The sequence below is a fragment of the Bacillus sp. AFS073361 genome, assembly GCF_002567005.1.
In the GTDB taxonomy this organism is placed as follows: Bacteria; Bacillota; Bacilli; order Bacillales; family Cytobacillaceae; genus Neobacillus.
This window is the reverse complement of the sequence record NZ_NUZU01000001.1, coordinates 68,106-94,916: the sequence shown is the minus strand read 5'-3', so window position 1 is coordinate 94,916 and position 26,811 is coordinate 68,106. Positions and strand designations below refer to the sequence as shown.

Below are 26,811 nucleotides of genomic sequence, written 5' to 3'. Positions count from 1 at the left end.
GTTATTTAGGTCGGAGTAAAATAAAATAAAGTCAACATGCGAAAAATAGTAAGGCTGACACATTGTTTTGTGTCAGCCTTTATCTAATTTCAATAGGTGAAAGGAGGATAAACAGTTATAATGATGGTGGAGTTGATATAGATGAATTCGAAGGAAATCAACCAGCGGATTGATGTACTTGATTATTTACGTGGCTTTGCCCTCATGGGAATTATGTTGGTTAATATTATTCCATTATTATCAGTGAGACTACCCCTTTCCAGTACCAGCGATGCAACGTATTGGAGGTTTTTATACTTATTTGTGGAGGGGCGCTTTTATACGATTTTTACTTTTTTGTTTGGTGTGGGGTTCTATATTTTTATCTCGAGAGCAATGGCGAAGGGGAAAAATGGGTATGTGTTGTTTTTGCGAAGAATGGTCGTGTTATTTTTACTAGGTGCCGTCCATTTGCATTTCCAGCCTGGGGAAGCATTAGCGATCTATGCTGTGTGCGGACTGATTATTTTACCTTTTTATAGAGTGAACAAGGTTGTGAACCTTGTTTTTGGACTGGCTATGTTGCTCGTCATAAGTTTGTATGGTGAAAAAATATTTATGGTAGTTCCGTTGATGATGTTGGGAATTGCTGCCGGGCAGTTTCGTTTATTTGAACGGATGACAAATCACTGGAAAGCGACCACTTTTTTTACAGGAGTGATGTTTGTTTTAAGTGTGGCAGTGCTTATTTATCAATATCAGCTTGCACCGCATCCCGTCGGAACAGGTGGTGAGTCACAAGAAACGCAGCAGTTCTTAAGGATTGGAATCATGATCGGTCCGATTGTATCTGCCTTTTATGTTGGACTGTTGCTTGTTCTTCTGAACTTTCCCGTCATCCAGTCGATTCTCTCACCCTTAAAAAGTTACGGACGGATGGCACTGACCAATTATGTATCACAAACAGCATTAATCCTGCTCGCAGGTGAAGTTTTTGAGTTATCCAATCAATTGACGTATATCCAATCTCTTTATCTATGTGTGGCGATTTATGTCGTCCAGCTTATTTTTAGTACAATGTGGCTTCGGTTCTTTAGATTCGGGCCATTGGAATGGGTATGGCGCTTGTTAACTTATTTCGAATTACCTCTCATGCGAAAAGTTCCGTCATCAGAATAGGTCAGTCCTCTAGTGTTGAATAAAAGCTAAAGGACTGCCCTTATTTTTGTTTATGGAATATATCGGAGAGGATGGTTATTTTCCAATTTCTACATCATGCTCCTTAGCTAATTTATTCAATTTAGTTTGATATTCTCGAAGATGTTTTCGTGCATCCGCCAACATGTCATTAGCTTTTTGAATCAGGTTAGCATCCTGTTCTTCTATCGCCTGTTTAATGATAGCAAAGGCATTAAATTGTATATCTGCCCCTTCAATATATATTTCATGAATTTCTCTTACCTCATCGGTCTCAATCTTAACAGACTCTAATTCTTTAATAAATTCGTTGTAATTGGGAATGACATCACGATTTAAGACATCGTACATGGTCTGGTCATCCTGATAGTTTGTACCCGAAACCCCTTCATAGGCCGAAACGGCAGTTTTTTCTAATTTCGCCGCTTCCTTCATTTCTTTATTTACATAATTAAGTAAATCATCCTGAACAGGATCGCTGGAACATCCAGACAAAAGAATCAAAATGGGCAAAAATATTGCCACCAGCCATTTTTTCACTTCACTCACCTCCTAATGCCCAATTTATGAGGGTCAGGAAGTCCAATATGAGTATGGAACCGATAATTTTATTATTCGGTAGGTATGAAGGTTTAGGAATTAAAATCTGGGACAATGTATGATTTTGGCATTTTAATTGAAAAAAGTTCTCAATTAGTATTGACTTAAAATTTCTGAATGTTATAATCAACTTCAAAAATAGGTGATAATGATTTTCATTATCATTGTAGTTAACGAGAGATCGCTAGAATGATAGAAATGATGGGGATAGTTATGAAGAAACGATATTTATTATTAGCATTAATAATCTTATCCGCAATCTCGCTATTTGTTGGTGTGAGCAGTCTATCGCCATTAGACCTGCTGGACTTTCAAACAGAGGAGACGCAAATTTTCTTGGTGAGCAGGGTGCCGAGACTCGCTGCAATCCTACTCGCGGGGGCAGGAATGAGTATAGCTGGATTAATTATGCACCAGTTGAGTCGAAACAAATTTGTTTCACCGACCACAGCTGGAACCTTGGATGCAACTCGACTTGGAATTCTTGTCTCTATGTTGTTATTTGCAAATGCTACTATGCTGGAAAAAATGGCAGTAGCCTTTGTCTTTGCACTTGGGGGAACCTTTTTATTTATGCAGATTCTCGACCGAATCAAGTTTAAAGATGCGATTTATATTCCGCTGATTGGCTTAATGTTCGGTAATATTTTGTCTTCGGTTACCACATTTTTTGCTTACCGAGCAGACGTTATTCAAAATATGTCGGCCTGGCTCCAAGGGGATTTTTCAATGATTATGAAAGGTCGATATGAGCTCCTCTACATAAGTATCCCAATTTTAGTCATTGCCTATTTTTATGCCAACCGCTTTACCGTGGCCGGTATGGGTGAAGACTTTTCGAAAAATCTAGGCCTTGCCTACCGAAGTGTAGTAAATATCGGGCTGATACTCGTTGCTCTAATTACAACTTCCGTTGTCCTGACCGTTGGGATCATTCCATTTCTCGGCTTAATTATTCCTAATATCATCTCTATTTTTAAAGGAGACCATTTACAAAAAACGCTGCCGCATACAGCCATTCTAGGGGCGATTTTCCTTCTAGTTTGTGATATTTTAGGCCGGTTGCTCATTTATCCATATGAGATTTCAATCAGTCTCATGGTTGGTGTGATCGGCAGCGGCACATTCTTATATCTGCTATCTCGGAGGAAGGCCTATGCGTAATCCGTTGAGAATGGCCTGTCTCGTATTGATTGCTGCGGGATGCTGTGCCATATACCTAATTCATGATTTAAATGGAAGTTTTGATTATGCGCTGCCAAGGAGGGTAACAAAAGTTCTTGCAATGCTGTTAACGGGCTTTACCATCGCCTATGCCACCGTGGTTTTTCAAACAATTACACATAACCGAATTTTAACACCGAGCATCATGGGACTAGATGCCTTGTACCTATTATTACAAACGGTGATTATTTTCTTCCTTGGTTCATCCCATCTGATTGTCGTCAATAAACAAATAAACTTTTTACTTGCCGTTGCCGTGATGATTGTGTTTGCCCTTTTCTTATATCGTTTCTTGTTTAAAAAGGGCAGTCAGCCAATCTACTTTTTATTGCTGATTGGAATTATTGTTGGGACATTCTTTTCGAGTATCTCCACATTTTTACAAGTGCTGATTGATCCGAACGAGTTTCAGATTGTCCAAGATCGGATGTTTGCTAGTTTCAATAATATCAACTCAGACTTAGTGTGGCTGGCGATTGTTATCGTAGTACTTGTGCTGATTTATGCATGGCGGTATATGAAGTATCTCGATGTTTTATCACTGGGGCGGGAGACGGCAATTAATCTAGGGGTTCCCTATGATTCCCTTGTGAAACAAATGCTTGTCATTGTTGCCATCTTTATTTCAATTTCGACCGCATTAGTGGGACCGATAACATTTTTTGGATTAATTGTTGCCAACTTGTCCTATCAATTTTTTCATACATACAAGCACAAAACTTTGATAAGCGGTGCGGTTCTCATGAGTATCATCGCACTTGTCGGGGGACAGTGGTTTGTTGAACGGGTCTTTACTTTTTCGACGACATTAAGTGTCATTATCAACTTTATCGGTGGTGTCTATTTTATCTATTTACTGCTAAAGGAGAGGAAAACTGCATGATAACAGTGAGGTCATTGTCAAAGTTTTACGGCAAGAAACCGGTGGTAAAAGATGTCACGATCAATATTCAACCTGGAAAAATAACATCCTTTATTGGTCCTAATGGCGCGGGGAAATCCACACTCTTGTCAATGGTCAGCCGTTTGTTCGATGCCGATACGGGTGAAGTGCTGATTGATCAATCGGATGTTCGCCGGATGAAATCGAGTGATTTTGCCAAGCGGGTCTCAATTTTAAAGCAGTCGAATTACATGAACGTCCGCCTCACGATCCGAGAACTTGTTTCCTTTGGGAGGTTCCCTTATTCAAAGGGGAGGTTAACGGAGGACGATGAACGAATTGTCAACCAATCGCTTGAGTATATGGTATATGCATTTAACTGAAATGCAGGATAGCTTTTTAGATGAATTATCTGGTGGTCAGCGCCAGCGTGCTTTTATTGCGATGGTGATTGCCCAAGATACAGAGTATATTCTTCTCGATGAGCCGTTAAATAATTTGGATATGAAGCACTCTGTTCAGATAATGAAAATCTTACGGAGATTGGTCGATGAACTTGGCAAGACCGTCGTTATTGTTCTCCATGATATAAACTTTGCATCGGTCTATTCTGACCGGATTGTCGCCATGAAGGATGGTATGGTCGTGAAGGATGGGCCAACCGAGGAGATTATTCAATCACAGGCATTAAGTGAGATTTACGATATGGAAATTCCAATCCAGGAAATGAATAACTGCAGAATCTGTGTTTATTTTAATTCATAATAAAGGAGAGTTTTAAATGAACAAATGGAGTTTATTTACGCTAGTGTTTGCAATGATTCTTGTGTTAGCAGCATGTGGTGGTTCAAAGGAAAAGGGGCAAACTGAAACGGCATCTGCCAGCAAGGGACCAGCAGAGAAAATGACGATTAAGCATCAATATGGAGAGGCAGAAGTGAAGAAGAACCCTGAAAAAGTAGTCGTGTTTGATTTTGGTGTCCTAGATACTCTAGATGAGTTAGGTATCGATGTCACAGGAGTACCACAAACTGCGATTCCAGGGTATTTGAAAAAATATGAGGATAAGAAATATACGAATGTCGGCAGTTTAAAAGAGCCGGACTTCGAAGCTATTCATGAGACGCAGCCAGATGTCATTTTTATTTCAGGACGCCAAGCAGAATTATACGATCAGTTTGCTGAGATTGCACCAACAGTCTATGTTGGCATCGATTATGCAAATTACATGGAATCCTTTGAGAAAAACATGAATCTTATTGGTGGGCTATTTGGGAAAGAAGACAAGGTAGCAAGCGAATTAAAAGATATTAATGCTAGTATTGAGAAGTTAAATCAACAAGCTTCGGCTTCTAATAAGAAAGGTCTTATTCTGCTAGCAAATGAAGGAAAAGTCAGTGCATACGGACCAAGTTCCCGTTTCGGCGTAGTCCACGACGTCTTTGGGTTTGGAGCAGCCGATAAAGATATCGAAGTATCCACACATGGACAGAGCATTACATTTGAGTACATTATGGAGAAGAATCCTGACGTATTATTTGTGATCGACCGTGCGACAGCAGTTGGCGGTGAAATTGGTGCAAAACAAATTATTGAAAATGAATTAGTTAAAAAAACAACGGCCTTTAAGAATGATAAGATTGTCTATCTTGATGCAGACACCTGGTACCTAAGCGGTGGAGGCTTAAAATCTATCAAATCTATGGCTAAAGAAATCGAGAGTGCCTTATAATTGTTTTGAAAGAAAGCTAATAGAATGTAAGCACGCAGTTTGATAGATAGAAAAATCTGTCTAAACTGTGTGCTTATTCTTTGTTAGGATTTTGTCATTTTACGTAAAATAATGAGGATTTATCCGATCTTTGGAAAGAGTAATGCGAAATATGTATAGTTTCCTCGGAAATAAGCGAATTGTCGGCATGCAAGACCAGGTTGTTTAAGTATTTGACTATGAATTTGGGGACCGCCCAGTCGATTAATCCAATTCAAAACAGTCTTTCATAAAAAGAAAAAGACACTACCACCCCCCAGTGGGCCAAGCGTTCTTTTGTGTATCACCACCTCCTTGTAGTTGTCCATGTCTGGAGGACGAAATGAACAAAGTGTCTTTTGATGGTGCCTGACACCATAAATGACACCAAAAAATTCTTCTTTTCTTTATTGAAAAACTCTGTAAAATGGAGATTAAGAGTATAATTGATGTGTTTGGAGAGATCTCTATGTCAAAGTTTTTCCCGATTTTTAGGAATGAGAAGGATTCTGTGGTGTATAATCCGGATGATTTAATTGACTTATTTTTAGAGTGTACGGCAGACGGGATTTGTATGGTTGATATGGAGAATCGGTTTATTCGTGTGAACCATGTATATACGAAAATATTTGGCTATACAGAGGATGACGTAATAGGTAGGAAAATTGATGAATTTCCTAATCCGGACATAGTGAATGAAACGATAGAGCTAGTTAAGCGTGGTGAAGCATTTTCCGATATGGTTACTCAACAATACCATAAAGACGGAACCATTCTTGATATCGCCGTTTCGTATTCTCCCTTTCGAAATCGTTGTGGGGAAATTATTGCCGTCCTGGCAATCTTTCGGGATATTACGGAGCATATTAATATTGAAAGACAATTAAAAAGAACACGTGAGTTGTACAAGTTAATTACTGAAAATACTACGGATATGATAAAGGTGTATACAATAGAAGGAAAGGTCATATATGCCTCTCCATCCCATGAAAAAGGGATTGGGTACACTCCTGACCAATTATTAGGTAAAAACGTCTATGACCTTATCGTACCAGAGGAAATTGACCATTTTGCAAAAGTGTGTCAGCGCCTGATAGAAACAAAGGAACCTCAATTGCTCCAAACGCAGGTCCGAACTGGTGATAATGACGTGATCTATTCAGAGACAATGATTTCTCCCATCTTTAATGAAGAAGGAGAAGTTGACTCGTATGTCACGGTTGGAAGAAATATTACGGACCGAGTTAAAAATGATGATGCCCTTCGAAATTTAGATCGGCTTTCAATTATCGGCCAATTAGCTGCAGGAGTTGCTCATGAGATCCGGAATCCTTTGACTTCATTAAAGGGATTTTCAAAGCTGTTGAAAGAGACCATCACAAAAACTAAACAAGATGAATATTTATCAATCATCATGAACGAACTAGATCGTATTGATATCATCGTTAATGAATTTATGTCGTTGGCGAAGCCACAGGCGATTCAGTTTGAAAAAGAATGTCTACATACGATCTTAGAGAGTACCGTAAATATTTTACATCCACAAGCATTGTTGCATAATGTTCAGATAAAAAACCATTACCTGAAAAAGGATATTTTTTTAAATTGTAATCCCAATCAATTAAAACAGGTTTTTGTTAATTTTTTAAAGAATGCGATTGAATCGATGCCATTTGGAGGCAATGTTAATATCCAAGTCCAAAGAGTTGCAGACAATCGTGTGCAGATACGCTTTTCAGATGAAGGGATTGGAATTGATAACGAACTTATGCGCTTTTTGGGAACACCGTTCTATACCACAAAGGACAAGGGAATCGGACTGGGCCTAACCGTTAGCAATAAAATCATCCAGGAACATAATGGTACCATGAATATCGAAAGTAAAATAGGCAAAGGCACGACAGTGAAAGTAGAACTGGAGTGTTATTAAAAATACAAATAAAAAAGGGTGTCAGGCACCACATTGTTTTGTGATGTCTGATACCCTTATTTTGTGTATCGATTTGCGTAGCTGGAAGCAACAAAGGCGTTTGGTTTGATTTTTGGTTCAACGCCCATCGATTCGATTCTGGTGACCATTTCTTTCACAAACTCACTCGTCTTGTTCCGCTTTCCTTCACCAATATCAATATGCCCCTCCATGGTGAAGGTTGCTCCTTGGTAGATATAGGGAAGGACAAGATTGATTAACTCATTTTTCCTTTCATCGGTAAACATTGTAACAATTTCCTCGGTCAACGATAGTTCAAGAGATATCCGCTCATGCAAGTGTGTCATTTTCCTTGGGATGACTACCTTCCTTATGCACGCCCAAACACCTTTCCCCTTATTCTGAATGACAATCCCGGTAATAAAGACAGTCGTAGATCTATGGACTTGAGAATCTGTGCCGACCATTAGTTTATAGTTTCCATTAGGATCTACCTTCATGAATGATACAATTCGTTCAAAAACCTGCTCGAATGACATCCCATTTTCTTGGAGATTTTGAAACGAATCGTGATAAGCTCTGTTTTTTTTCATATTGAAGCACCACATCTTTCCTTTCCATTTGAAAAAGTTTAGTCCCGCCTCTTATTCCTATCTTATGGAAAGTGTTACATAGTCGTGCAGCCATTGAAATAAATGATCTTCTTAGAAATGTATGTAGAAAGGCAAGTAAAAATGCCTAATGGTTGTCTAGGGCGTCAGTGAGCAATGATATAGAATGATTCAATTTGGTGGATTCTTTTAGTGATGTAGGGGTGTCTTGTAAGGGTGTCAGGCACCGCTCGTGGACAAATGCCTTACTTTTACCAAAACGAATATTTGAGCAATCTTTTTTCTAAAAACAATTATATGCCTAACAATATTTATGCCAGTCCATCATTAGATAAAGAAAAGAATCTATTAAGAATAGGGATGGATGGAGATGGCAAAGAGAAACAGAGGAAAAACAATAAGCTACCTGCCTTCAAATGGGCGCGGAACATGCCCGATATGTGAAAGAACTAGAATCAAACTACTATATCCACATCAAACAGAAACAAACCAAACCATCAAAGTTTGCAAATTTTGCCGTGATAAAAAATATTAACAAACTAATGGTGTCAGGCACCACTCGTGGACATTTGTCTTTTTCAAGTGGAGCGTTGAACACAAATATATAATGAGAAAACAAAGGCACCCTTATAAAATAGAGGTGCCTTTTGTTCCTTAAACTGACGAACCGAGTCCGCGTGGAATGGACAAATTATTGAGAGTGTCTTTTTGTGGTGCCTGACACCAAAACAGGGCTTTTTACCCACAATTGGTAATGTATGGGTTCCTTTGTTTGGTAGTTTGGTAGGATAGGATTATTTCAGTTTTCGTAATAAAATTAATTCCACATAATAAAAATACATAAAAACTAATAATGATACATAAGCGGAGGTTTACAAATGAAGAAAAAGAAAACAGTTGCGGGCCTATTGGCGGTAGGCTTGCTAACGTCGGGTCCATGGACAGTTGGATTTGCGGAGGGACCAAAATGGACAAACGCGAATGCATATGAAGAACAAAATGGGAGCTTGTTTAATAGTGAGAACTACGACTTTGTTAAATTTTCACAAATCGGTGCAAAGTTAAATGCCATCCAAAAGCAGTCTAATAGAGTTAAAGTGGAGGTACGTGGAAAATCAGCGGATGGCCATCCTCTATATGTTGTAACGATTGCAGATCCAACTACGCAAGGGAAATTTGGTAAAATTCAATCCCTAAGAAAACAAATGTTTAAAAACCCTGGTAAGGCGCAAGATTGGATTGCCAATAATCCGGGCTTTAAAGTTCCGGTTATGATAAACGGCTCCATTCATGGAACAGAATTTGTAGGGTCCGACGCACTTCTTCAGCTCATTGAACGCTTTGCAACACAAAATGACAAAGAGACTAAAAGTATTTTAGAAAGTAATATTCTTATCTTCAATGTTGTACAAAATCCTGATGGACGTGTGAATGCTACTCGTTTTAATGGAGAGGGTATCGACTTGAATCGTGACTTTATTACACAGTCACAACCAGAAACGAAGGAAACGGTTGAACTCATTAAAGAATGGAATCCGATGGTATTCCTTGATACTCACGGATACGTAAGTGGTTATGGTCCTAACTTACAAGGATTAATCGAACCTTGTACACCGCCGCATAACCCTAACTATGAGTATGATCTTTATAATAAGTGGGCTTACAAACAAGCGGAAGCTATGGAAGCCTCAATCATGGCTGATCAGGATAGTTACACTGGAAACAAGTATAAAACCATGGAAGGTGTTTACGTTCCACAACGTGATGATGATGCTGGATGGGATGATTATCCGCCAATCTTTACACCAATGTATGCCATGTACCATGGGGCATACGGACATACATTAGAGGCACCGACGAATGACTTAGATGGTGTGCGCTGGCAATATAATGCCATATTAGGCGCGTTAAAATTTGCAACAGAAAATAAACAAGGCATGATCACAGACCAAATCGAAATGTTCAAACGCGGGATTAACTTTGACCATCCATTCCATCAAGATGGTTTCTTCCCGAAAGCCTATATCCTACCAGTTGACGAGAAGGACCCAACTGTAACGAATAAGGCTGTTAATCACTTAATCAATAATGATATTGATGTGGTTCAAGCGACGAAAGCTTTTACCGCAGATGGTAAGACTTATCCAAAAGGTACCTATCTTGTTCAGATGGACCAAGCAAAGGCTGGTCTAGCCAATACGATGCTGTGGGATGGGGAAGATATCTCTAACGATACGACAGCTATGTATGATATTTCTGCTTGGAGTTTACCAGAACTTTGGGGCTTTGAAGCAGTGCCAACACAAAGTACGGTTGATGTAGTAGCAACTAAGGTTAACCAAATCACAGGCCAAGGATCTGTTTCTGGTAAGGGGCCATTCTTGATTCCAAACAGCTCCGTTAAAGCTGTTAATCTAGCAAATACATTGTTACAACAAGGTGTTCGTGTAAAGCGTGATGCAGCTGGGAACTTCTACACAGAAGCAGCGGCAAATCAAATTTCAGCAGCAGTTAAAGCTTCGGGATTACAGGTTGCATCTACAGATAAGGTGCCAGCTGATGCAGTGGGGTTAACCAAATTGAAGGTAGCCATTTTGAAGGATGGCGGAATGGGCAAAGTCCAGTCACACAGCGGAACGAAGCTTGCCTTGAAACGACTTGGCTTTGATGTGACAGAAGTGACACCAGTGGAAGTCGCAGAAAAAGGGCTAGGCGGATTCGATACATTTATATACAGTGGCACAGAAAATTTAATTGCTACTAAACTATCAGCCGCAAACCAAGAATTCGGCCTCCAAAATGCTGGGCAGTTTGATTTGTTTAAGGAAAATGTTAATGATTTTGTCAGCAAGGGCGGCAAGTATATTGCTGTGGGGGCTGGTTCATCTAGAGCAACAAAAACACTTGGTTTGACAGATGATGTTATTAATTCTGGTGGGTCTAATAGCAACGGAATCGTAATGGTAGATTACTCGGGAACAGGTTTAACAGCAGGTTATAGTCAAGATGACATTGGTTTCGTCTACCGTCCAGCTTGGTATACTGGTACCGATAATGATGAAGTTGTAGCAACTCTTGAAAGCTCTGATAAATTCTTTGTGGCAGGTCACTGGAGGAATAATAGCAGTGCCGAGGGTCAAGCTGTAATGGTAAAAGAGAAGGATAAAGATGTAACGTTAATTGGATTAGAAGCAGGTTTCCGTGATCACACAGACTACCTATTCCGTCTATTATCGAATGCCATTTTTGAAAAATAACCTAAGCGAAGGCCTGGTTCAAGGAAATGAACCAGGCCTTTTTGTTGTACTTGATCCTAAGACAAATAAAAAAGAGCTGACCCCAAAAGGTCAGCCCATTCCTAAATTACTTGATTGTAATTGTAGCAGAATTATAGTTACTCTTATCTTTACTGATTGGGTTATAATTCTTCTCAATGTTTCCTGCTGCGTCCACAGAGAACCATTTCAAGGTTGTCGTTTTTGCAATTTTTAGAGCTTCGGCATCTTCACGAACTCCGCTTAAATTAATTTTAGCAGATTCAAAAGTAGGGCGTCTGCCGTCAAGGGTGTAATAAATAGTTGCAGGCTCACTAGTCTCGAAGGTAACATCTACTGGTCCAGTGAATTTCCCGCCGCCGGGTACAACTTTGGAAGTTGGACGCTGATGATCTTTCGACTGATTGTAAGCTACTTTAAACATACCTATTAAACCGTTGGCAAATTCCATGGCTTCTTCGTGACCTTCTTCAAAAGATGGCTGGAAGCCAACTGGTTTCCACTTTTGTGTTTCCTTATCCCATAAATCTGCTCCTACTTCGAAATCCCAAGCATAGATCCCTTTTTCATACCATAGGTAGTCAGCGGAATTTCCTGCTGCAGAGTAAAGAACATCTGGAACTGGGCCCGTACGGCTCGGTAGAATAACTGTACCTCGATAATCCTGAATATCGTTTAGAATCGTATCGGAAGCGGCCCAGTAGAAGGCTTCCTCACCGGCAGTTGGACGTGGCAGCGTGGTACGATTTGCATCGTAGGCACCAGGTGACCACATAAAGTAACCCCCATAGCTATGAATATTCATGGCAAATTTAATGTTAGGATTTTCATCGGCTAACCAAACTATGTTTTTAGCTTCTGGTTCGGAGGTTTCCGCAGGGCCTGCATAGGTTCCGCTAGTGCAATTTGTTGTAGATGCACCAATAAATCCATCAAAAGCAGACCCGACAGAATGGTTACGGTTAATATCGACTCCCCAATTGTTACGATTGTTAGGGTCCGATTGCGCAGGCCCACAATAATTGGTCATATTTTTTCGCTGCATATTGTAATCATAGAATGTGTAATGTGCACCGTCGGGATTGGTAGACGGCACTAGGAAAATATCCAAATTATCTACAAGCTTTTTTGTTTCGCCATCGTGAGCGTAGTTACGGAGTAACCGCTCGGCTGTTTCGATTGTAACGAGTGGTGTAACCCATTCTCGAGCGTGTTCTTGAGCATAACCCAATACTCCTGGCTTGGAGCCGTCACGATGTTTCCCGATACGAATCGCTTTTACTGTAAAAGGATCACGAGAAATATTTGCTGGTGCTTTTAAACCGTCCGTTAATTTCACAGTAGCGGATGAAACTGTTCCTGTCCCAGCGTTGCCGCGATATGTATTCGCGGTGATGAGTGCACTTGCAGAAGAATCAGCATTTATCGCATCCACCACTTGTTTTGCTGTACTAATAATCTGACCAGAAGAGTTAGTTGCTAAATCGACGAGAACTTTCTTCCCTTCGACATTAATTTTTAAGGACGAATCATTACTTCCGGGGTTCTTGAATTCAACTGAAATATCATTACCGCCTTCATGGCCCCATGCTTTGGATGTAACGACAACATAGTTTTCCTGAGTGCTGCCGATTTGGGCTTGTGCAAGGCGTCTGTATCCATTTGTTTTATTAGGCATTTCAATAATATCTACTAAATCAGGGAACTCTTTTGCTAGATTTTCAGCTCGTTCATATAATTCAGTTGGATCCATATAATGGTCAACAAAATCTTTAACATAGTGTGTTTGCGGATTCCCAGGCTTGTCCTTACCAAGCCATTCTGTAACTGCACTTGAAGCGGTTCCGCCAAGGCTGCTTTCTAACTTTACAGAGGCTGGAATCGTGCTTACGGGTACTTCAAGATAGTGATATAAGTATTCACCAGCATCTACCTTTCTGGAAAGTGTGGCCGACTTTTCAACGCCGTTCTCTGTCCAAGTGGCTGTTAATGCGGTGCTGGCTGAAGCACCTGCAGTTGATTTCGCCTCGATATAGAGGAAGGTTTCAGATTGGTTTGTGTAGTGATTGGCGCGAAGGATTTTAAGTGAATCTTCAGCAGCCGTCAAGTTTGTCTCTTGTTGTAAAGCGGCTTCTCTCTCCGCAACTCTGGTCTTCCACTGTTTTTCTGTGACCAGTGTGTCTTTCACCTTTATTCCGAATGTTTTTAACATGGCAATCTCTGTGGGTGTGACTACTGCATCCACTTCAAAAATTCCGTTGTTTTCACTGGCACGGTGAGTGAGGTCAATGCCAAGCTCCAATAGTTTATCCTTTGCATTCTGATTAGGAACCTCTAATTGAACAATTAAGAAGGATTCCTCCTTTGGCAGCGGTAGATCGGGTTGTCCAACTGCGCTGGTCGGTGTACTAAAGTCTGGATAAAATACCGAAAAGCCTAATCCGGTCATGGCAGTCATGACCATTAAATTCTTTTTCCATTTTTGTCTCTTTTTCACGGAATTACGACGCCTCCTGATTCATAACTAAATTTTGATGATACAAGCCAATATTAAAGTTAATTTTCAGAATACCTTGTCGAAATGCCTAAGTCGTATCCAAAATTCGTCCTACAAAAATTTCGTTGTTCGAAGAATTGAATGTTATATTAGTAGATTAATTATTTAGGAAAATTTATCCATTAAAAAAGTTTTAGGTCAAGGAGAAAACTGTCGATTTTAGGGGGGCCTATGAGTATAAGTGAACTATCGCATAATACTATTATGACAAAATCCCTCTTTATAATGATTTAATATCCTGTCTAATGTTGTCGTATCTTATAAGTTTTTGGAGATACTTTTTTGGCGATTCATAAGGAATTTTACATAAATGTAAATATTTAAACTATATAAAGAACTATACTAGACTTTATAAAAAAACAACCATACTTTAAATTTAATCCGGACTGTTTATTATCGAACGATAGGAATTATAGCAATGCCTTATTGATTCACCAATAAACAAGGACTTTCTTGTGTCACAAGTCGAGCACTATTTTTTAAAAGGATATAAATACTACTTGTCGAATAAACTTAATTGTATAGAAATTGTTTGGAAATAGCTGTAGGGGAGCAATTATAAAAAGTAGATACGAAAAGGGGTGGGATGGTTGACGAAGCGTATTATAAAACAAAATGAGTTGAATTTTTTAAAGCGTGAGCTTAAGTACCTAGAAGATTCAGAGATTCTGCCAGCAAGCATGGCCCATGAGATAGAAGAAATTTACGAGGTTCAAAAACTTTCATTTACGAAAACACTTTTGTATGTTGGAACGGTTTTAATTGGAGCTGGTGTGCTCAGTTTTATCGCAAGCAATTGGGATGAAATAGGAAGAACGGTGAAACTTCTTTTAATCATCGTTTTGTTTGCAGCCTGTAATCTTACGGGGTATAAAATGGAGAAGAACTTTCCAAAGACGTCAAGGAGCCTTTATTATTTAGGCTGTCTGGTATTTGGTGCGGGGATTTTTCTTGTCGAGCAAATGTTTCATCTCGGAACCAATTCTCAAAATGCCTTTTTATGGTGGTCGCTGGGGATCTTGCCATTGTCTTGGGTACTGCGGGATAAATGGATTCTTCTAGCATCTTCCCTTTTCGTCCTCAAATACATGCTTGATGGGCAATATCTTCAAGGTATAAATATTCCTTATTGGACACTGCTGTGGATTGCTGCAATATATATACTTAATGAAAAAATAGGTTTTTCAAAGTTGACTGGTTTTGTCAATGGCTTACTGTCGCTGGCACTTATCGGCACGATTATTAGTTACTTTATCAATCCGTATGATAATTATGATGATTTTGCCTACGTGTACGGTCTAATCTATTTGATCATTGGAGTCGCACTTGTCCTTTCGAAAGGGAAAGTTAAAGATACTTACGTTGTATTAGGATACCTCGTCCATGGTGCGGCCGCACTGTTGTTATCCTTTGAAGATAGCTGGCCGCTCGATTGGCTGTATATTCCTTTTTCTATCCTCTACCTGATTTATGTATTGTATTTAATCAATAGAGGAAGCCTGCTCAGTATCATTATACTCTGCGTAATGATTTTCCGTTTTTACCTTGATTTATCCCTTGAGTTTTTACCAAAATCGTTTGTCTTTATCATCGGAGGAATCCTGTTGCTAGGTTTCGGCTTTTATTTTGAAAAACAAAGGAAAAAAGGGGTGAATGTGCATGAATAAGCGGGCAAAACAGTTAGTATTAGCGTGTTGCGTGCCTGTGCTCATTCTATTAGGCATGTGCGTCAAGCCCCTTTATACCCTGTTAACGGGCGAAGAAATGATTCTTCAAACGAAACCATTGGATCCATCTGATGTATTTAGAGGCGATTATGTGACTCTAAGGTATGAAGCAGAAGAGGTGCCGATAAAATTGTTGGAACAATCAGTGCTCACAAGATTGCAGGACCGTGGTGGAGAGTTTGAGGTATACGTTCTAATGAAGAAAAAGAATGGGGTCCACACACCTATTAAAGTCACCCTTACTAAACCGAATAAGGGAGAATTCCTCAATGGAACGATCAGCTATATCGATAAAGACAACCAAGGCCAAGAAATTGCCATTATCCGATACGGTTTGGATAACTACTACCTTGAGGACAACACAGGCACAGAATGGGAAAAAGCCTCAGCAAAAGGAGAAATACTAGCAAACCTAAAAGTAAACAATGGCTACGCCATCCTGAAGGATATTACAACGAAGTAAATAAGTGTTGGAAGTGGGTGTCAGGCACCATGCGTGGACAAATCTAACATTTTGTCCGCGTGGAGAGGATAGTGAGCCTCTTTGGTGCCTGACACTTTTTATTGTTAACCTTAAATTAAAAGCAGTTGACAATATAGGGCGTCACCCTTTATTTTAAAGTTATAACAATTTATTGGGGTGGGAGTATGAATCGTAAATTAAGAGCGTTGGATTTAACGCTAGTGGGAATGTTTGTGGCGCTTATGGCAATAGGGGCTAACATCACCTCTTTGGTCCCCTTTATGGTGGTGGGCGGAGTTCCAATTACACTGCAAACTTTCTTTGCTATTTTAGCAGGTGCTATTTTGGGGAGCCGCTTAGGATCAATAGCTATGATTGTTTATATGCTAGTAGGACTTGTGGGCGTTCCTGTTTTTTCTAGATTTGGTGCAGGACCTTCCACATTTTTCAGTCCCACCTTCGGCTTTATTTTATCGTATATTTTCACAGCGTTTATTATTGGTAAAATCGTTGAAAAGAAGAAAACTGTGCCAGCCTTTATTATTGCGTCCCTAATCGGAATGGCTGTGAACTACCTCTTCGGTACCAATTGGATGTATTTTGCCTACAAGCTGTGGGCAGCTGCACCAGAAGGATTTACTTACAAAATGGCTTGGTTATGGATGATAGTGCCTCTGCCAAAGGACATCATCTTAGCAGTCTTAGCAGGAATCATGGCTCACCGGCTCGAAAAATCAGTACTATCCAAAGGGCAATTTAAACATTTAAAGCGTGTTTCCTAAGATGCATTGGCCCAATTCACAAACGTCCACCAAGTGTGGACGTTTGTATTTTTGTGGTGCCTGACACCCGCTGAAATACTCAGGGTTAAATTTCAGCTGCTTTGGATTTGGATTTTCGTTCCGTTGTCATTGATGAAGCTTAATATATTGGAGGATTGATAATAGGTAAAAGGCGTCATCCTAACATTGGATGACGCCTTTCTGGCATTTTGACTATTACTTTTTAAGGGCATTTACTACTTCATCAATTGTTTTTTCACTTGCTTTTAGACCGTTGATAGTCCAGTTGCTAGGGTCATTCATTTCATATACATGTCCATTTTTTACGGCATCAAGGCCGTTCCAGATGGAGCTTTTTGCTAAAATATCTAACCCAGCTTCGCCTTTTTTGCTGAGAAGGAAGATGTGGTCTGCTTTGATTTCTGGTAATTTTTCCAGAGCAATTGGATCCCACTGGATAGCAGCTCCGCCAAGACTTTCAACGAATGCAGGTTGTTTAATGCCTAAATCCCCATAAAGGACATTGGCACTGAAACGATTGTTTTCCATTAAATAAAACTTATCGGCCATAACCCAAAGAATAGCTGCTGATTCATCGCCAATAGCATCATGAACTTTTGTTTTCGCATCTGCTACTTTCGTATCGTAATTGGCTAAAGCCTCTTTTGCTTCTTTCTGTTTACTTAAGATTTCACCCATTTGGGTCAGTTGTTTACGCCAATCAGCATATACTTCGTCCTTATAAACGTAGGTAGGAGCGATTTTTTTATACTCTTCATATTGTCCTTTTTGAATGGCATTTGGAGAACTGAAGATAATTAAATCTGGGTTGTAGTTGATTACTTGTTCTAGAGGGAGATCCCAGCCGATTTTGGGCACTTCCTTTAACTCTGGCTGTAAATAATCTAAGACCGTATCACCTATTGACCATTGTGCAGCAGGTCTTACCCCTAATGCCACGAGTGAATCCTCTAAATAAGGAGCGATGATTCGTTTTGGATTAGCAGGGATTGTCACTTCACCCTTCGCATCCGTTAATGTCACCTCTGCATTTCCCTTTTCTGTAGTCTTTTCTGTTTTTGTATTATCAGAATTACTGCAAGCACTTACCAAAATTAACATCAGTAATAGCGTAAAAGATAAATAAAAGCGCTTTTTAAGCATGAATAAACCTCCTATGATCGTGAATACCTATTATAATGGTAATGATAATCATTTTCATTTGAAGTGTCAATCAACAAACCTCTTTAATATAGGTAAATTTGTGAAAAATGTTTGAAGGATAAATCTGGGAGTTGCTTTTATACTGTAAACGTATTGAAAAATAAGTGGTTACTCTCTATACTTAATGATAATGATTATCAATTCTTTTGCTATTTTTATTACCGATTTAATAATATACCCAATTTTTCGTTTTTTATCAGATAGAGGTGTTAGTTTTTGACTGGAAAAGCAAAGCAGCACGAAGGCGATTCGTTAGCTCTTCATCATAAAAGTTTAAGAACATCCATTAAAGGGACCTTCGTATTAATCGCCGGAATGATACTAATCCTAATTTCAATGGGATTATCTATTGCTTACGGTGCAGCGGATATAAAAATGGCTACTGTTTGGGAGGCTGTCTTCCATTTTAATCCTGACATGACCACACATCAAATTATTCAAGAAATTCGGATGCCAAGAGCGATCGGTGCTGTATTAGTTGGGGCATTCCTTGCTGTTTCGGGTGCGGTAATGCAAGGTTTAACACGTAATCCTCTCGCCTCTCCTTCCATCATGGGTGTGACAGATGGGGCAGCTTTTGCATTGGTCATCACCCTTGCCTTTATTCCAACCGCGACAATGATGGGGTTGACCTTTTCATCCTTTGTAGGGGCAGGTCTTGGCGTAATCCTCGTTTTTACGATTGGAGCTTTTTCAAAGGGAGGATTGACCCCAGTAAAACTCGCCCTGGCCGGGGTGGCAGTGGGTTCGATGCTAAGTGCATTCTCAAGCGCCATTGCTCTCCATACACAAGTGGCAAAGGACATGAGCTTTTGGTATGCAGGAGGATTAACAACGGTTACTTGGGAATCCGTTAAGATTCTATTGATCACAGGAGGATTTGGATTATTACTCGCCCTTTATATCTCAAGATCAATCACCATCCTAAGCCTAGGAGAAGAAGTTTCTAAAGGGCTTGGACAAAATACACTTTTAGTAAAATCACTTGGCGTGATTGTTGTATTAATACTAACCGGTGCTGCTGTATCGATAGCCGGTGCTATAGGTTTTATCGGACTGGTGATTCCACACATTACCCGATTCATTATAGGTTCAGATTACCGTTGGATTATTCCAATTTCCGCTGTACTTGGAGGATTGTTACTCGTTCTTGCTGATATTGCAGCAAGAATGGTGAATGCCCCGTTTGAAACACCTGTAGGAGCTGTAACGGCAATCATCGGTGTTCCTTTCTTTTTATACCTGGCTCGTGGGGAAAGGAGAGGGCTGTAATGAATCAATCGAAAGCAAAACAGAAAAAATTTATCGTCCTAATTAGTCTTTTATTTATCTTAACTATTATCACTTTTATCATAAGTTTAAACCTTGGAGTCGTACGGATTGCACCCATCGATGTTTTCAAGACATTAATGGGGCAGGGAACGGCCCGTGACCAACTCGTTTTAATTGATTTTAGGTTACCAAGAATGGTTTTGGCTCTATTAATTGGAGCAGGACTAGCAGTCTCTGGCGCTATTTTACAAGGTGTGACCAAAAATGAACTGGCGGATCCTGGAATATTAGGGATAAATACAGGAGCCGGATTCATGGTCATCTTATTTATCTACTTTTTTCAAGGCTCTATGAACAGTGTGAGCACACTCGGCATTTTCTTAATGCCATTGTTCGCCTTAGCAGGAGCCGTACTTGCGGCTTTTCTAATTTACGTATTGGCATGGAAAAAGGGAATTGATCCCGTTCGGTTAATTTTAGTCGGAATTGGTGTGAATTCAGGATTTGGTGCTGCCATTGTAATTTTTCAGCTCAAAATGAATCCACAAGACTTCATGCAGGCAGCTGTCTGGCTTTCTGGTGATATTTGGGGAACGAATTGGAAATTTGTCGCCATTCTCGCTCCGTTAATTTTGCTGCTTATTCCTTTTTCTTTATATAAAGGACACATCCTAAATATTATGAATTTAGGTGACCAGGTCGCGACGGGCTTAGGCATTCATGTAGAAAAAGAAAGAAGAATCTTGCTTCTAGCAGCAGTGGCGCTAGCAGGATTTAGTGTCGCGGCTGGGGGAGGAATTGCTTTTCTAGGCTTAGTTGCTCCGCATATTGCGAAACGATTAATTGGGCCAAAGCACCAGTTATTTTTGCCGCTTACTGCCGTTTTAGGGTCGTTTGTGCTTTTATTGGCAGACACCATAGGCAAAAACCTGCTTGCCCCAACCCAAATACCGGTTGGAATTGTAGTGGCAATATTTAGTGCACCATATTTTATTTTCTTACTTATGAAAGCCAAATAAAAAAAGGGGGAACGGATTGTGGTTTCACTTTCTACCGAGAATCTTCAGATTGGTTATGGAGACAAGATAATCGTTGAAAACTTGAATTTACACATAAAAAAAGGGGAGATTACCACGATTATTGGCGCCAATGGCTGTGGGAAATCTACCATATTAAAAACATTAGCACGTGTCCATGCAGCCAAATCTGGAATCGTCTATTTAGATGGAAAGATGATTCACAAGGTCCCAACAAAAGAAATCGCTAGGAAAATGGCTGTTCTTCCGCAAAGCCCCGAGGCACCCAATGGATTAACAGTCTATGAATTGATTTCATTTGGACGATCCCCACATCAAAGTGGCTTTGGCAGACTAACAGATAACGACAGACAGGTGATTGAATGGGCGCTAGAGGTTACCGGACTTGGTCAATTTGCTGACCATCCAGTTGATGCTCTTTCCGGCGGCCAGCGGCAGCGCGCTTGGATCGCCATGGCCATTGCCCAAGAAACGGATCTCTTGCTGCTTGATGAGCCAACCACTTACCTTGATATGGCGCACCAGCTAGAGATTTTACAGCTGCTAGAAAAATTAAATAAGGAACAAAGCCGGACAATTGTAATGGTCATTCACGATTTGAACCATGCGTCACGGTTTTCCCATCATATGGTTGCATTAAGTAAGGGAACAATTATCAAAGAGGGAACCGCAGACGAAGTCATGACACCTGATGTATTAAAAATGGTCTTTCAAATCGATGCTGAAATTGTTAAAGATCCACGGACGAAGAAACCAGTCTGTCTTTGCTATGATTTAATTGAAAAAGCGCCGGAGTTAGACAATCGAAAAATCATGAATTTCTAGTGAAATGGGATAGATGGGATGGGGGATGAAATGAAATTATACGATGTTACCATTATCGGTGGTGGCCCAGTTGGCTTATTTACCGCTTTTTATTGTGGAATGAGAGAGATGGAAACAAAAATAATTGAGTTTCTCCCATACTTAGGGGGAAAGGTTTCCTACTTCTATCCAGAAAAGGTGATCCGCGATATTGGCGGGATACCGGCTGTTTCAGGAGAAAACTTAATTAAACAGCTAGTAGAACAGGCGCAAACCTTTGATCCGACAATTGTTTTAAATCAACAAGTAGTCGGGTTAGAAAGGTTAGCAGATGGGACGTTCCTCTTAACAAGTCACAATGGTGAGAAACACCATACCAGGTCTATTATCTTAGCGACTGGATTCGGTACATTAAAAAGTGCCAAACTTGACGTAGAACATGCTGATCAATATGAAGGACGTAACCTGCGTTATGCAGTCGAAAAGCTCAATGACTACAAAGACAAACATGTGCTTATTTCTGGTGGTGGTAATTCGGCTGTTGATTGGGCGAACGAGCTGCTCCCGATTGCACGTCATATTACCGTGGTGCATCGAAGGCATGAGTTTTCTGGACTTGAGAGAAACATCAGTAACTTGCGGAAATCAACTGCGACCATCTTGACACCGCATGTTTTGGATGCGTTACATGGGGAGGACGGTCGAATTGAGAGTGTTACCGTAAAGGATATTGAAACAAACAACACTCAGATCATTGACGTGGACGAAGTTCTCGTCAATCATGGCTTCTGTATTGACCTAGGCCCTATCAAGGGATGGGGATTAGAATTCGAATACGGAAACATCAAGGTGGACAGTAGGATGCAAACCAATATCGAGGGTATTTTTGCAGCTGGAGACGTCGCAAACTACCAAAACAAACTACACCTGATAGCGGGCGGATTCTCCGAAGGCCCCACCGCCGTCAATAGCGCGAAAGCATACATAGAACCCGAAAAAGAACTAAAGCCCATCTATTCCACCACCCATTTTTAAACGGCTGATATAAGTGGAGTCATTAGTGGTGTCAGGCACCGCTTGTGGACATTTGTCCCCCCAGGGAGGACGTTTAGCTATAAGCAGGCAACATCCAATATGTCGGATGTTGCCTGTTTGTTGTTATGTGTTTTGTTTGACTGGGCGGCTTTGAAGGTATTTATGCCTGGTATAAAAGAGTGTGGTCATGATTATAGATATGCCGCCGAACAGTACGCACATAAGCTTAAGGCCGATTAGGTCTAGGAGAAAGCCGCTAATGAGCAGGACAATCTGAAAGGTAACACGGTCTAGCATGTTTCTAAATGAAAAAAAGCGGCCATGGAACTCCTTTGGTATCTTTGTTTGAAAAATGGTCGCAGCTGTCGGGAAAAAACAGCCGACAGAAAATCCAAAAAAGGCAAAAGCCACGACAGATAATACCGGTACATCAGCTAAATAGAGAAGCAGCTGGGAACCCCCAATCAAAAACGAACAGGCAAATAAGATAATGTAGGGGGATGTCCGGCCGCTTATCAACTTAATGAGAAAAGCGCCAAGCATAAAAGAGATTCCCTCTGTTGTGTAAATCCAGCCTTTTATGGCTGAACTGTCTTGGAGTTCACTAATGTTAATAACCACAAGGTTAAATCCACCAAGAAAGAGGACGGGGACGAGAGTCATGATAAGCGTCATCAAGACAATTGGCAGACCTTTAATAATTGGAAAAACGTCTTTAAAGCTTGTTTTTTCAGTGCGGCTATTCTTTGCTATCAAAAGATCCTTTGATTCATCAATATTTAAGAACCAAGTTAGGATAAATAAACCAATATACGCTACGAGAGAACCAACATAAAGCATCGATAAAGGCAGAATAACCAACAAAATTCCAGCTACCGCTGTGCCGATAATACGGGAAAGTGTTGAAACATTCATATGGATACCGTTTAGTTGAAGCAAATCCTTTTCGGACACGATAAGTGGCAGGGCTGCTTGTAGTGCTGGAAAATAAAATGCTGCAGAAATTTGCAGCAAGACAAGAAACACAACCATCCACCAGATCGAACCTGTTGCAATCGCAATTAACATGAAGACAACACTGACAGCCCTTACAAATCCTGCCAGAAGCATAACCGTTTTCTTACTTACTTGGTCGGTAAGTCTGCCTGCATAGGGGCCAAACGCAACCCCGGCAAGCAAGCCTGCAGCAAGAAGAAGCGATTTTAAGAAGTCTGATGGGAGCTTCTCTTGCATAAATTCCAAATTACCAATCACACCGAGCCACAAACCAAGCCCCGCAATAAATTCCCCTGTCAACAAAATCCAAACATTCTTATTCCGTAACATACGCAGTTTCCCTCAATCCTCTACTCAAATCGAACAATCTGAAAATATAATACTATCAAAAATAGTAACAGAAAAGGGTGTCAGGCACCACTCATAGACAAATGTCTTTTTATGGTGCCTGACACCAAACGATGACACTAAACGATGACACCAAACGATGACACCAAATGATTACACTAAATGAAAATATTGGTAATTAGCCCATTGTTTTTTATTTCTAATTATTATATACTACATTACAACACTAATGCACTATGTTGGGAGAGGGGTGATAGCTTGAATCTTAATTTGGATGGGACGAAGCCGATTTATCTACAGATATCGGAGTGGCTTGAGCGTGAGATTCTGAATGGTAATTTTGAAAGTGATCAAAAGATATACTCTCAATACCAACTGGCAGAAATCTTTAATATTAATCCAGCGACCGCTGCAAAAGGGCTCAACATATTAGCTGATGAAAATATCCTTTATAAAAAACGCGGTTTGGGCATGTTTGTAACCAGCGCTGCCAAAGAAATGATCCTGACCAAACGGAAGAATGAAACGTTAAAAAAGTTAGTTCAGGAAATTGTTCTTGAAGCGGAACGATTAAGCGTAAGTAATGGAGAATTAATTGAAATGATTAAAGCGGCAGACTTAGGGGGGGAAGAGAAATGAGTGTTATTACATGCAATGGGTTGACCAAAAAGTACGGAAGAAATAAGGCATTAAATAACCTGTCATTTAGTATCGAAGAAAATAAAATTACCGGTCTGATTGGAAGAAATGGATCAGGGAAAACAACACTGCTAAAAATCATTGCAGGCCATCTAAAGGAGACATCTGGCGAGATAAAGGTGTTCTCCGAAAAGCCATTTAATAATCTAATGGTTTCGGCCAACATTATCTTTATTCATGACCAAATGAATCTGCCTGCAGCATTAAATCTTAAGGAAATCCTAGTTGTCGCGGCAAACTTTTATGAAAATTGGAATTCAGAGTTAGCTAATCGTCTTTTTGACTATTTCTCTTTTAACCCATCACATTATTATCAAGACCTCTCAAAGGGAATGAAAAGTACCTTCAATAGCATCTTAGGATTGTCTGCCCGGTGCCCATTAACACTTTTTGATGAACCGACCACAGGGATGGATGCAGGAGTCAGACATGATTTTTACCGTGCTATGCTCAAAGACTATATCTCCTATCCACGCTCTATTATTATTTCAAGCCATCATTTAAATGAAGTTGAGGATTTACTTGAAGATATCCTTTTAATTAAAGAAGGAAAAGAGCATCTTCATCTCCTGTCAGAAGACTTTAAGGAGTGGTCGATTGGAATGCAAGGAAAGACAGCTATCATCAATGAATGGACAGTAGATAAAGAAATCATTCACACAAAGTCCATCGGTCTTGACCAATCGTATGTTGTCGTGAGGAATCAGTTTTCTGGGCAAGAAGTACAGAGGGCTCGTATCGCTGGGATTGAGCTTTCACCAGTTTCTGCTAGTGACTTGTGTGTCTATCTAACTAGTAAAACCGAAGGGGGAATTGATGATGTCTTTAACCACGGTTAGTCTAACTTCTATTGTGAAAAAACAATATTCCTATAAACTGAAAGCCTATGTTCAGGTATTTTGGAACCTTGTTTTTCTCCAACTGCTGGCAATCCTTTTTTCACTAAACGGCGTGGGCATGTCGGGATCAAGCAGTGAAACACTTGAGGTGGAGGTTCATTATTATTCGGCTGATTTGGTGGCTTTCTTCACCATGCTATGGGGGTTTATCATAGCGATCATCATTACGACAAAAGCGTATCGGAATGATGACTTCACCTTTGTCACTAACCGACTAAGCCATAACCTTTCTAATATACTGTTTTTGCTGACAGCAAGCATCATTGGCGGGCTGACAGCCATGCTGTCACCCAATTTACTGAAGGTGATAATGTATATCTTTGATCGTCAACTTATGGTTGCTAGTACAAGTCCAGCGGGTTCACTTAATGAATTTATATTAGGCATCTGCACAACAAGCCTTTATATTTTCCTATTTTGTGCGCTCGGATATTTGATCGGAACGCTTGTCCAGATTCATAAAGTATTCGTTGTCCTAGTGCCGGCGTTATTTTTCGGTGCCCTGTTTCTTGGCGGGGTTAGCGGGAATACAAGGATCGTGAGCAACTTCTTCGGATTTATCTTTACAGAATCTTCTATCCTATTATTTATGACCAAAATCATTATTAGTTGCACGCTGGTCTTTGCCAGTGCCCTTGTATTGTCAACCCGATTGGAGGTTAAACAATAACCATGATGAACATAGGGAGTCTATTACCCATTTTATTTATTCTCGTTATTATCTCCATCTTCACAGCCAAAGGTATAAGGAGGACAGTCAATAACAAGGGGAAATCTGTTTCCAGCTCTTGGGCCCGAAGGATTTTTGGAGGATATATATCACTATTACTCATCTGTACAATTGTGGTTCCGTTTATCAACGGAAAAGATATGACTGATTTAAAAAAAGCACCTATCGACGCTATAGAAAAAGAAGGGGCGACTTTATTCGATGCAGCTGCTGCAGGAAAAATTAATACCATCGGTAGAAACTCCATAGAGAAAAAATGGGATTTCGAGTATCGTGAGCCAAAACTTAATCTATCAGTTGGAACCGAAGAGTTTTTCGCGACACAGATTTTTGTAGAAAGAAAGAAAACGAATGATGATAAGATTGAAGCTGTGTACTATAGAACGAGATCAAGTGTAAATGACATGGATATCAGTAAGGTGATAAACCCAATCCGTCTGACATTAGCAGGGGATATATTAACTTTACACAATTCAAAGAAAGCTAAACTTAATTTCTCCATCTTTAATCAGATCTTTCCGGTTACCCAATTTACGGGTGAGCCTTCGTTATTTCAACATCAATCTAGTTTTTATGAGGGTCAAAGCATTCTCTATTTGCGAATTCCGAAAGATCTGGAATTGAATAGCAAATCTGAAGTGAATATTCAGTTTGTAGAGTAAATTGGGTAGCCGTTTAGGCTATCTTTTTTTGTTGTAACTAATCAAACGTTTAATTAAAGTGCAACTAATTGGTTCAATTTTTATGAAAAGGGATTGAGTTTGTTTATAGTATAATTAAAATATTGAA

Annotated in this window: 22 protein-coding genes and 1 pseudogene; 18 read left to right on the top strand and 5 right to left on the bottom strand. The window is 40.0% G+C overall.

Features of this window, described 5'->3' with window-relative positions; all coding sequences use genetic code 11:
* The first annotated feature begins 141 nt into the window (after nucleotides 1-141).
* Entirely contained in the window at nucleotides 142-1,158 is a 1,017-nt protein-coding gene (locus tag COJ96_RS00375; RefSeq protein ID WP_098571018.1) for a DUF418 domain-containing protein, read from the top strand.
* 75 nt (nucleotides 1,159-1,233) lie between these two features.
* Here the strand turns inward: COJ96_RS00375 and COJ96_RS00370 are convergent, their stop codons facing one another.
* Entirely contained in the window at nucleotides 1,234-1,716 is a 483-nt protein-coding gene (locus tag COJ96_RS00370) for a hypothetical protein (RefSeq protein WP_098571017.1), read from the bottom strand.
* A gap of 273 nt (nucleotides 1,717-1,989) precedes the next feature.
* Between COJ96_RS00370 and COJ96_RS00365 the strand changes: the two genes are divergently transcribed.
* From COJ96_RS00365 to COJ96_RS00345, 5 genes and pseudogenes are all read left to right on the top strand, one after another.
* Nucleotides 1,990-2,940 (top strand): ABC transporter permease, encoded by a 951-nt coding sequence (locus COJ96_RS00365; RefSeq protein WP_098571101.1) that lies wholly within the window; start codon nucleotides 1,990-1,992, stop codon nucleotides 2,938-2,940.
* Nucleotides 2,933-3,883, top strand: coding sequence for an iron chelate uptake ABC transporter family permease subunit (locus tag COJ96_RS00360; RefSeq protein WP_098571016.1), 951 nt, complete (start codon nucleotides 2,933-2,935; stop codon nucleotides 3,881-3,883). The genes COJ96_RS00365 and COJ96_RS00360 overlap by 8 nt, the downstream gene beginning before the upstream one ends.
* Nucleotides 3,880-4,648: pseudogene (locus COJ96_RS00355) on the top strand (iron ABC transporter ATP-binding protein). Before COJ96_RS00360 ends, COJ96_RS00355 begins: the two are co-directional and overlap by 4 nt.
* A gap of 16 nt (nucleotides 4,649-4,664) precedes the next feature.
* On the top strand, nucleotides 4,665-5,615 hold the full coding sequence (locus tag COJ96_RS00350; protein ID WP_098571015.1) for a siderophore ABC transporter substrate-binding protein: 951 nt from the start codon (nucleotides 4,665-4,667) through the stop codon (nucleotides 5,613-5,615).
* Between the two features lie 487 nt (nucleotides 5,616-6,102).
* Nucleotides 6,103-7,563, top strand: a complete 1,461-nt coding sequence (locus COJ96_RS00345) for a PAS domain-containing sensor histidine kinase (protein ID WP_098571014.1) — start codon at nucleotides 6,103-6,105, stop codon at nucleotides 7,561-7,563.
* Between the two features lie 56 nt (nucleotides 7,564-7,619).
* Here the strand turns inward: COJ96_RS00345 and COJ96_RS00340 are convergent, their stop codons facing one another.
* Nucleotides 7,620-8,156 (bottom strand): ribonuclease H-like YkuK family protein, encoded by a 537-nt coding sequence (locus COJ96_RS00340; protein ID WP_098571013.1) that lies wholly within the window; start codon nucleotides 8,154-8,156, stop codon nucleotides 7,620-7,622.
* Between the two features lie 896 nt (nucleotides 8,157-9,052).
* Here COJ96_RS00340 and COJ96_RS00335 point away from each other — a divergent pair.
* Complete coding sequence (locus COJ96_RS00335) at nucleotides 9,053-11,431, top strand: M14 family zinc carboxypeptidase (protein ID WP_098571012.1); 2,379 nt, start codon at nucleotides 9,053-9,055, stop codon at nucleotides 11,429-11,431.
* A 106-nt stretch (nucleotides 11,432-11,537) separates the two neighbouring features.
* On the opposite strand, the gene COJ96_RS00330 is transcribed toward COJ96_RS00335, so the two are convergent.
* Nucleotides 11,538-13,946, bottom strand: a complete 2,409-nt coding sequence (locus tag COJ96_RS00330) for a M14 family metallopeptidase (RefSeq protein WP_218936489.1) — start codon at nucleotides 13,944-13,946, stop codon at nucleotides 11,538-11,540.
* A gap of 650 nt (nucleotides 13,947-14,596) precedes the next feature.
* Between COJ96_RS00330 and COJ96_RS00325 the strand changes: the two genes are divergently transcribed.
* From COJ96_RS00325 to COJ96_RS00315, 3 genes are all read left to right on the top strand, one after another.
* Nucleotides 14,597-15,673 carry a DUF2157 domain-containing protein gene (locus tag COJ96_RS00325; protein ID WP_098571011.1) on the top strand — a complete coding sequence of 359 codons (1,077 nt, stop codon included), beginning with the start codon at nucleotides 14,597-14,599 and terminating at the stop codon, nucleotides 15,671-15,673.
* Nucleotides 15,666-16,196 (top strand): GDYXXLXY domain-containing protein, encoded by a 531-nt coding sequence (locus tag COJ96_RS00320; protein WP_180229932.1) that lies wholly within the window; start codon nucleotides 15,666-15,668, stop codon nucleotides 16,194-16,196. The genes COJ96_RS00325 and COJ96_RS00320 overlap by 8 nt, the downstream gene beginning before the upstream one ends.
* Before the next feature lie 185 nt (nucleotides 16,197-16,381).
* A complete protein-coding gene (locus COJ96_RS00315; RefSeq protein ID WP_098571009.1) occupies nucleotides 16,382-16,978 on the top strand; it encodes a biotin transporter BioY in 597 nt (198 codons plus the stop codon).
* A 216-nt stretch (nucleotides 16,979-17,194) separates the two neighbouring features.
* Here the strand turns inward: COJ96_RS00315 and COJ96_RS00310 are convergent, their stop codons facing one another.
* A complete protein-coding gene (locus tag COJ96_RS00310; RefSeq protein ID WP_098571008.1) occupies nucleotides 17,195-18,142 on the bottom strand; it encodes an iron-hydroxamate ABC transporter substrate-binding protein in 948 nt (315 codons plus the stop codon).
* A 375-nt stretch (nucleotides 18,143-18,517) separates the two neighbouring features.
* Here COJ96_RS00310 and COJ96_RS00305 point away from each other — a divergent pair, with 375 nt between their 5' ends.
* Genes COJ96_RS00305 through COJ96_RS00290 form a run of 4 tightly spaced genes read left to right on the top strand, consistent with a single transcriptional unit; the run spans nucleotide 18,518 to nucleotide 22,350 of the window.
* Nucleotides 18,518-19,474 (top strand): FecCD family ABC transporter permease, encoded by a 957-nt coding sequence (locus COJ96_RS00305; RefSeq protein ID WP_098571099.1) that lies wholly within the window; start codon nucleotides 18,518-18,520, stop codon nucleotides 19,472-19,474.
* The gene (locus COJ96_RS00300) at nucleotides 19,474-20,493 is read left to right on the top strand and encodes a FecCD family ABC transporter permease (protein ID WP_098571007.1); all 1,020 of its coding nucleotides are present in this window, start codon (nucleotides 19,474-19,476) and stop codon (nucleotides 20,491-20,493) included. Before COJ96_RS00305 ends, COJ96_RS00300 begins: the two co-directional genes overlap by 1 nt.
* Nucleotides 20,494-20,511: 18 nt before the next feature.
* Nucleotides 20,512-21,336, top strand: coding sequence for an ABC transporter ATP-binding protein (locus COJ96_RS00295; RefSeq protein ID WP_098571006.1), 825 nt, complete (start codon nucleotides 20,512-20,514; stop codon nucleotides 21,334-21,336).
* 18 nt (nucleotides 21,337-21,354) lie between these two features.
* The gene (locus tag COJ96_RS00290) at nucleotides 21,355-22,350 is read left to right on the top strand and encodes an NAD(P)/FAD-dependent oxidoreductase (RefSeq protein WP_098571005.1); all 996 of its coding nucleotides are present in this window, start codon (nucleotides 21,355-21,357) and stop codon (nucleotides 22,348-22,350) included.
* 123 nt (nucleotides 22,351-22,473) lie between these two features.
* Here COJ96_RS00290 and COJ96_RS00285 read toward each other — a convergent pair whose 3' ends face one another.
* Nucleotides 22,474-23,676: an MFS transporter gene (locus tag COJ96_RS00285; protein ID WP_098571004.1), complete on the bottom strand. Its 1,203-nt coding sequence runs from the start codon at nucleotides 23,674-23,676 to the stop codon at nucleotides 22,474-22,476.
* A gap of 276 nt (nucleotides 23,677-23,952) precedes the next feature.
* Here COJ96_RS00285 and COJ96_RS00280 point away from each other — a divergent pair, with 276 nt between their 5' ends.
* From COJ96_RS00280 to COJ96_RS00265, 4 genes are read left to right on the top strand one after another with little or no spacing between them, the layout of a single operon-like run.
* Complete coding sequence (locus tag COJ96_RS00280) at nucleotides 23,953-24,333, top strand: GntR family transcriptional regulator (protein WP_098571003.1); 381 nt, start codon at nucleotides 23,953-23,955, stop codon at nucleotides 24,331-24,333.
* Complete coding sequence (locus COJ96_RS00275; protein WP_098571002.1) at nucleotides 24,330-25,232, top strand: ATP-binding cassette domain-containing protein; 903 nt, start codon at nucleotides 24,330-24,332, stop codon at nucleotides 25,230-25,232. Before COJ96_RS00280 ends, COJ96_RS00275 begins: the two co-directional genes overlap by 4 nt.
* Nucleotides 25,210-25,962, top strand: a complete 753-nt coding sequence (locus tag COJ96_RS00270) for a hypothetical protein (RefSeq protein WP_180229931.1) — start codon at nucleotides 25,210-25,212, stop codon at nucleotides 25,960-25,962. Before COJ96_RS00275 ends, COJ96_RS00270 begins: the two co-directional genes overlap by 23 nt.
* Before the next feature lie 2 nt (nucleotides 25,963-25,964).
* Entirely contained in the window at nucleotides 25,965-26,684 is a 720-nt protein-coding gene (locus COJ96_RS00265) for a hypothetical protein (RefSeq protein WP_098571000.1), read from the top strand.
* The last annotated feature ends 127 nt before the right edge of the window (nucleotides 26,685-26,811 follow it).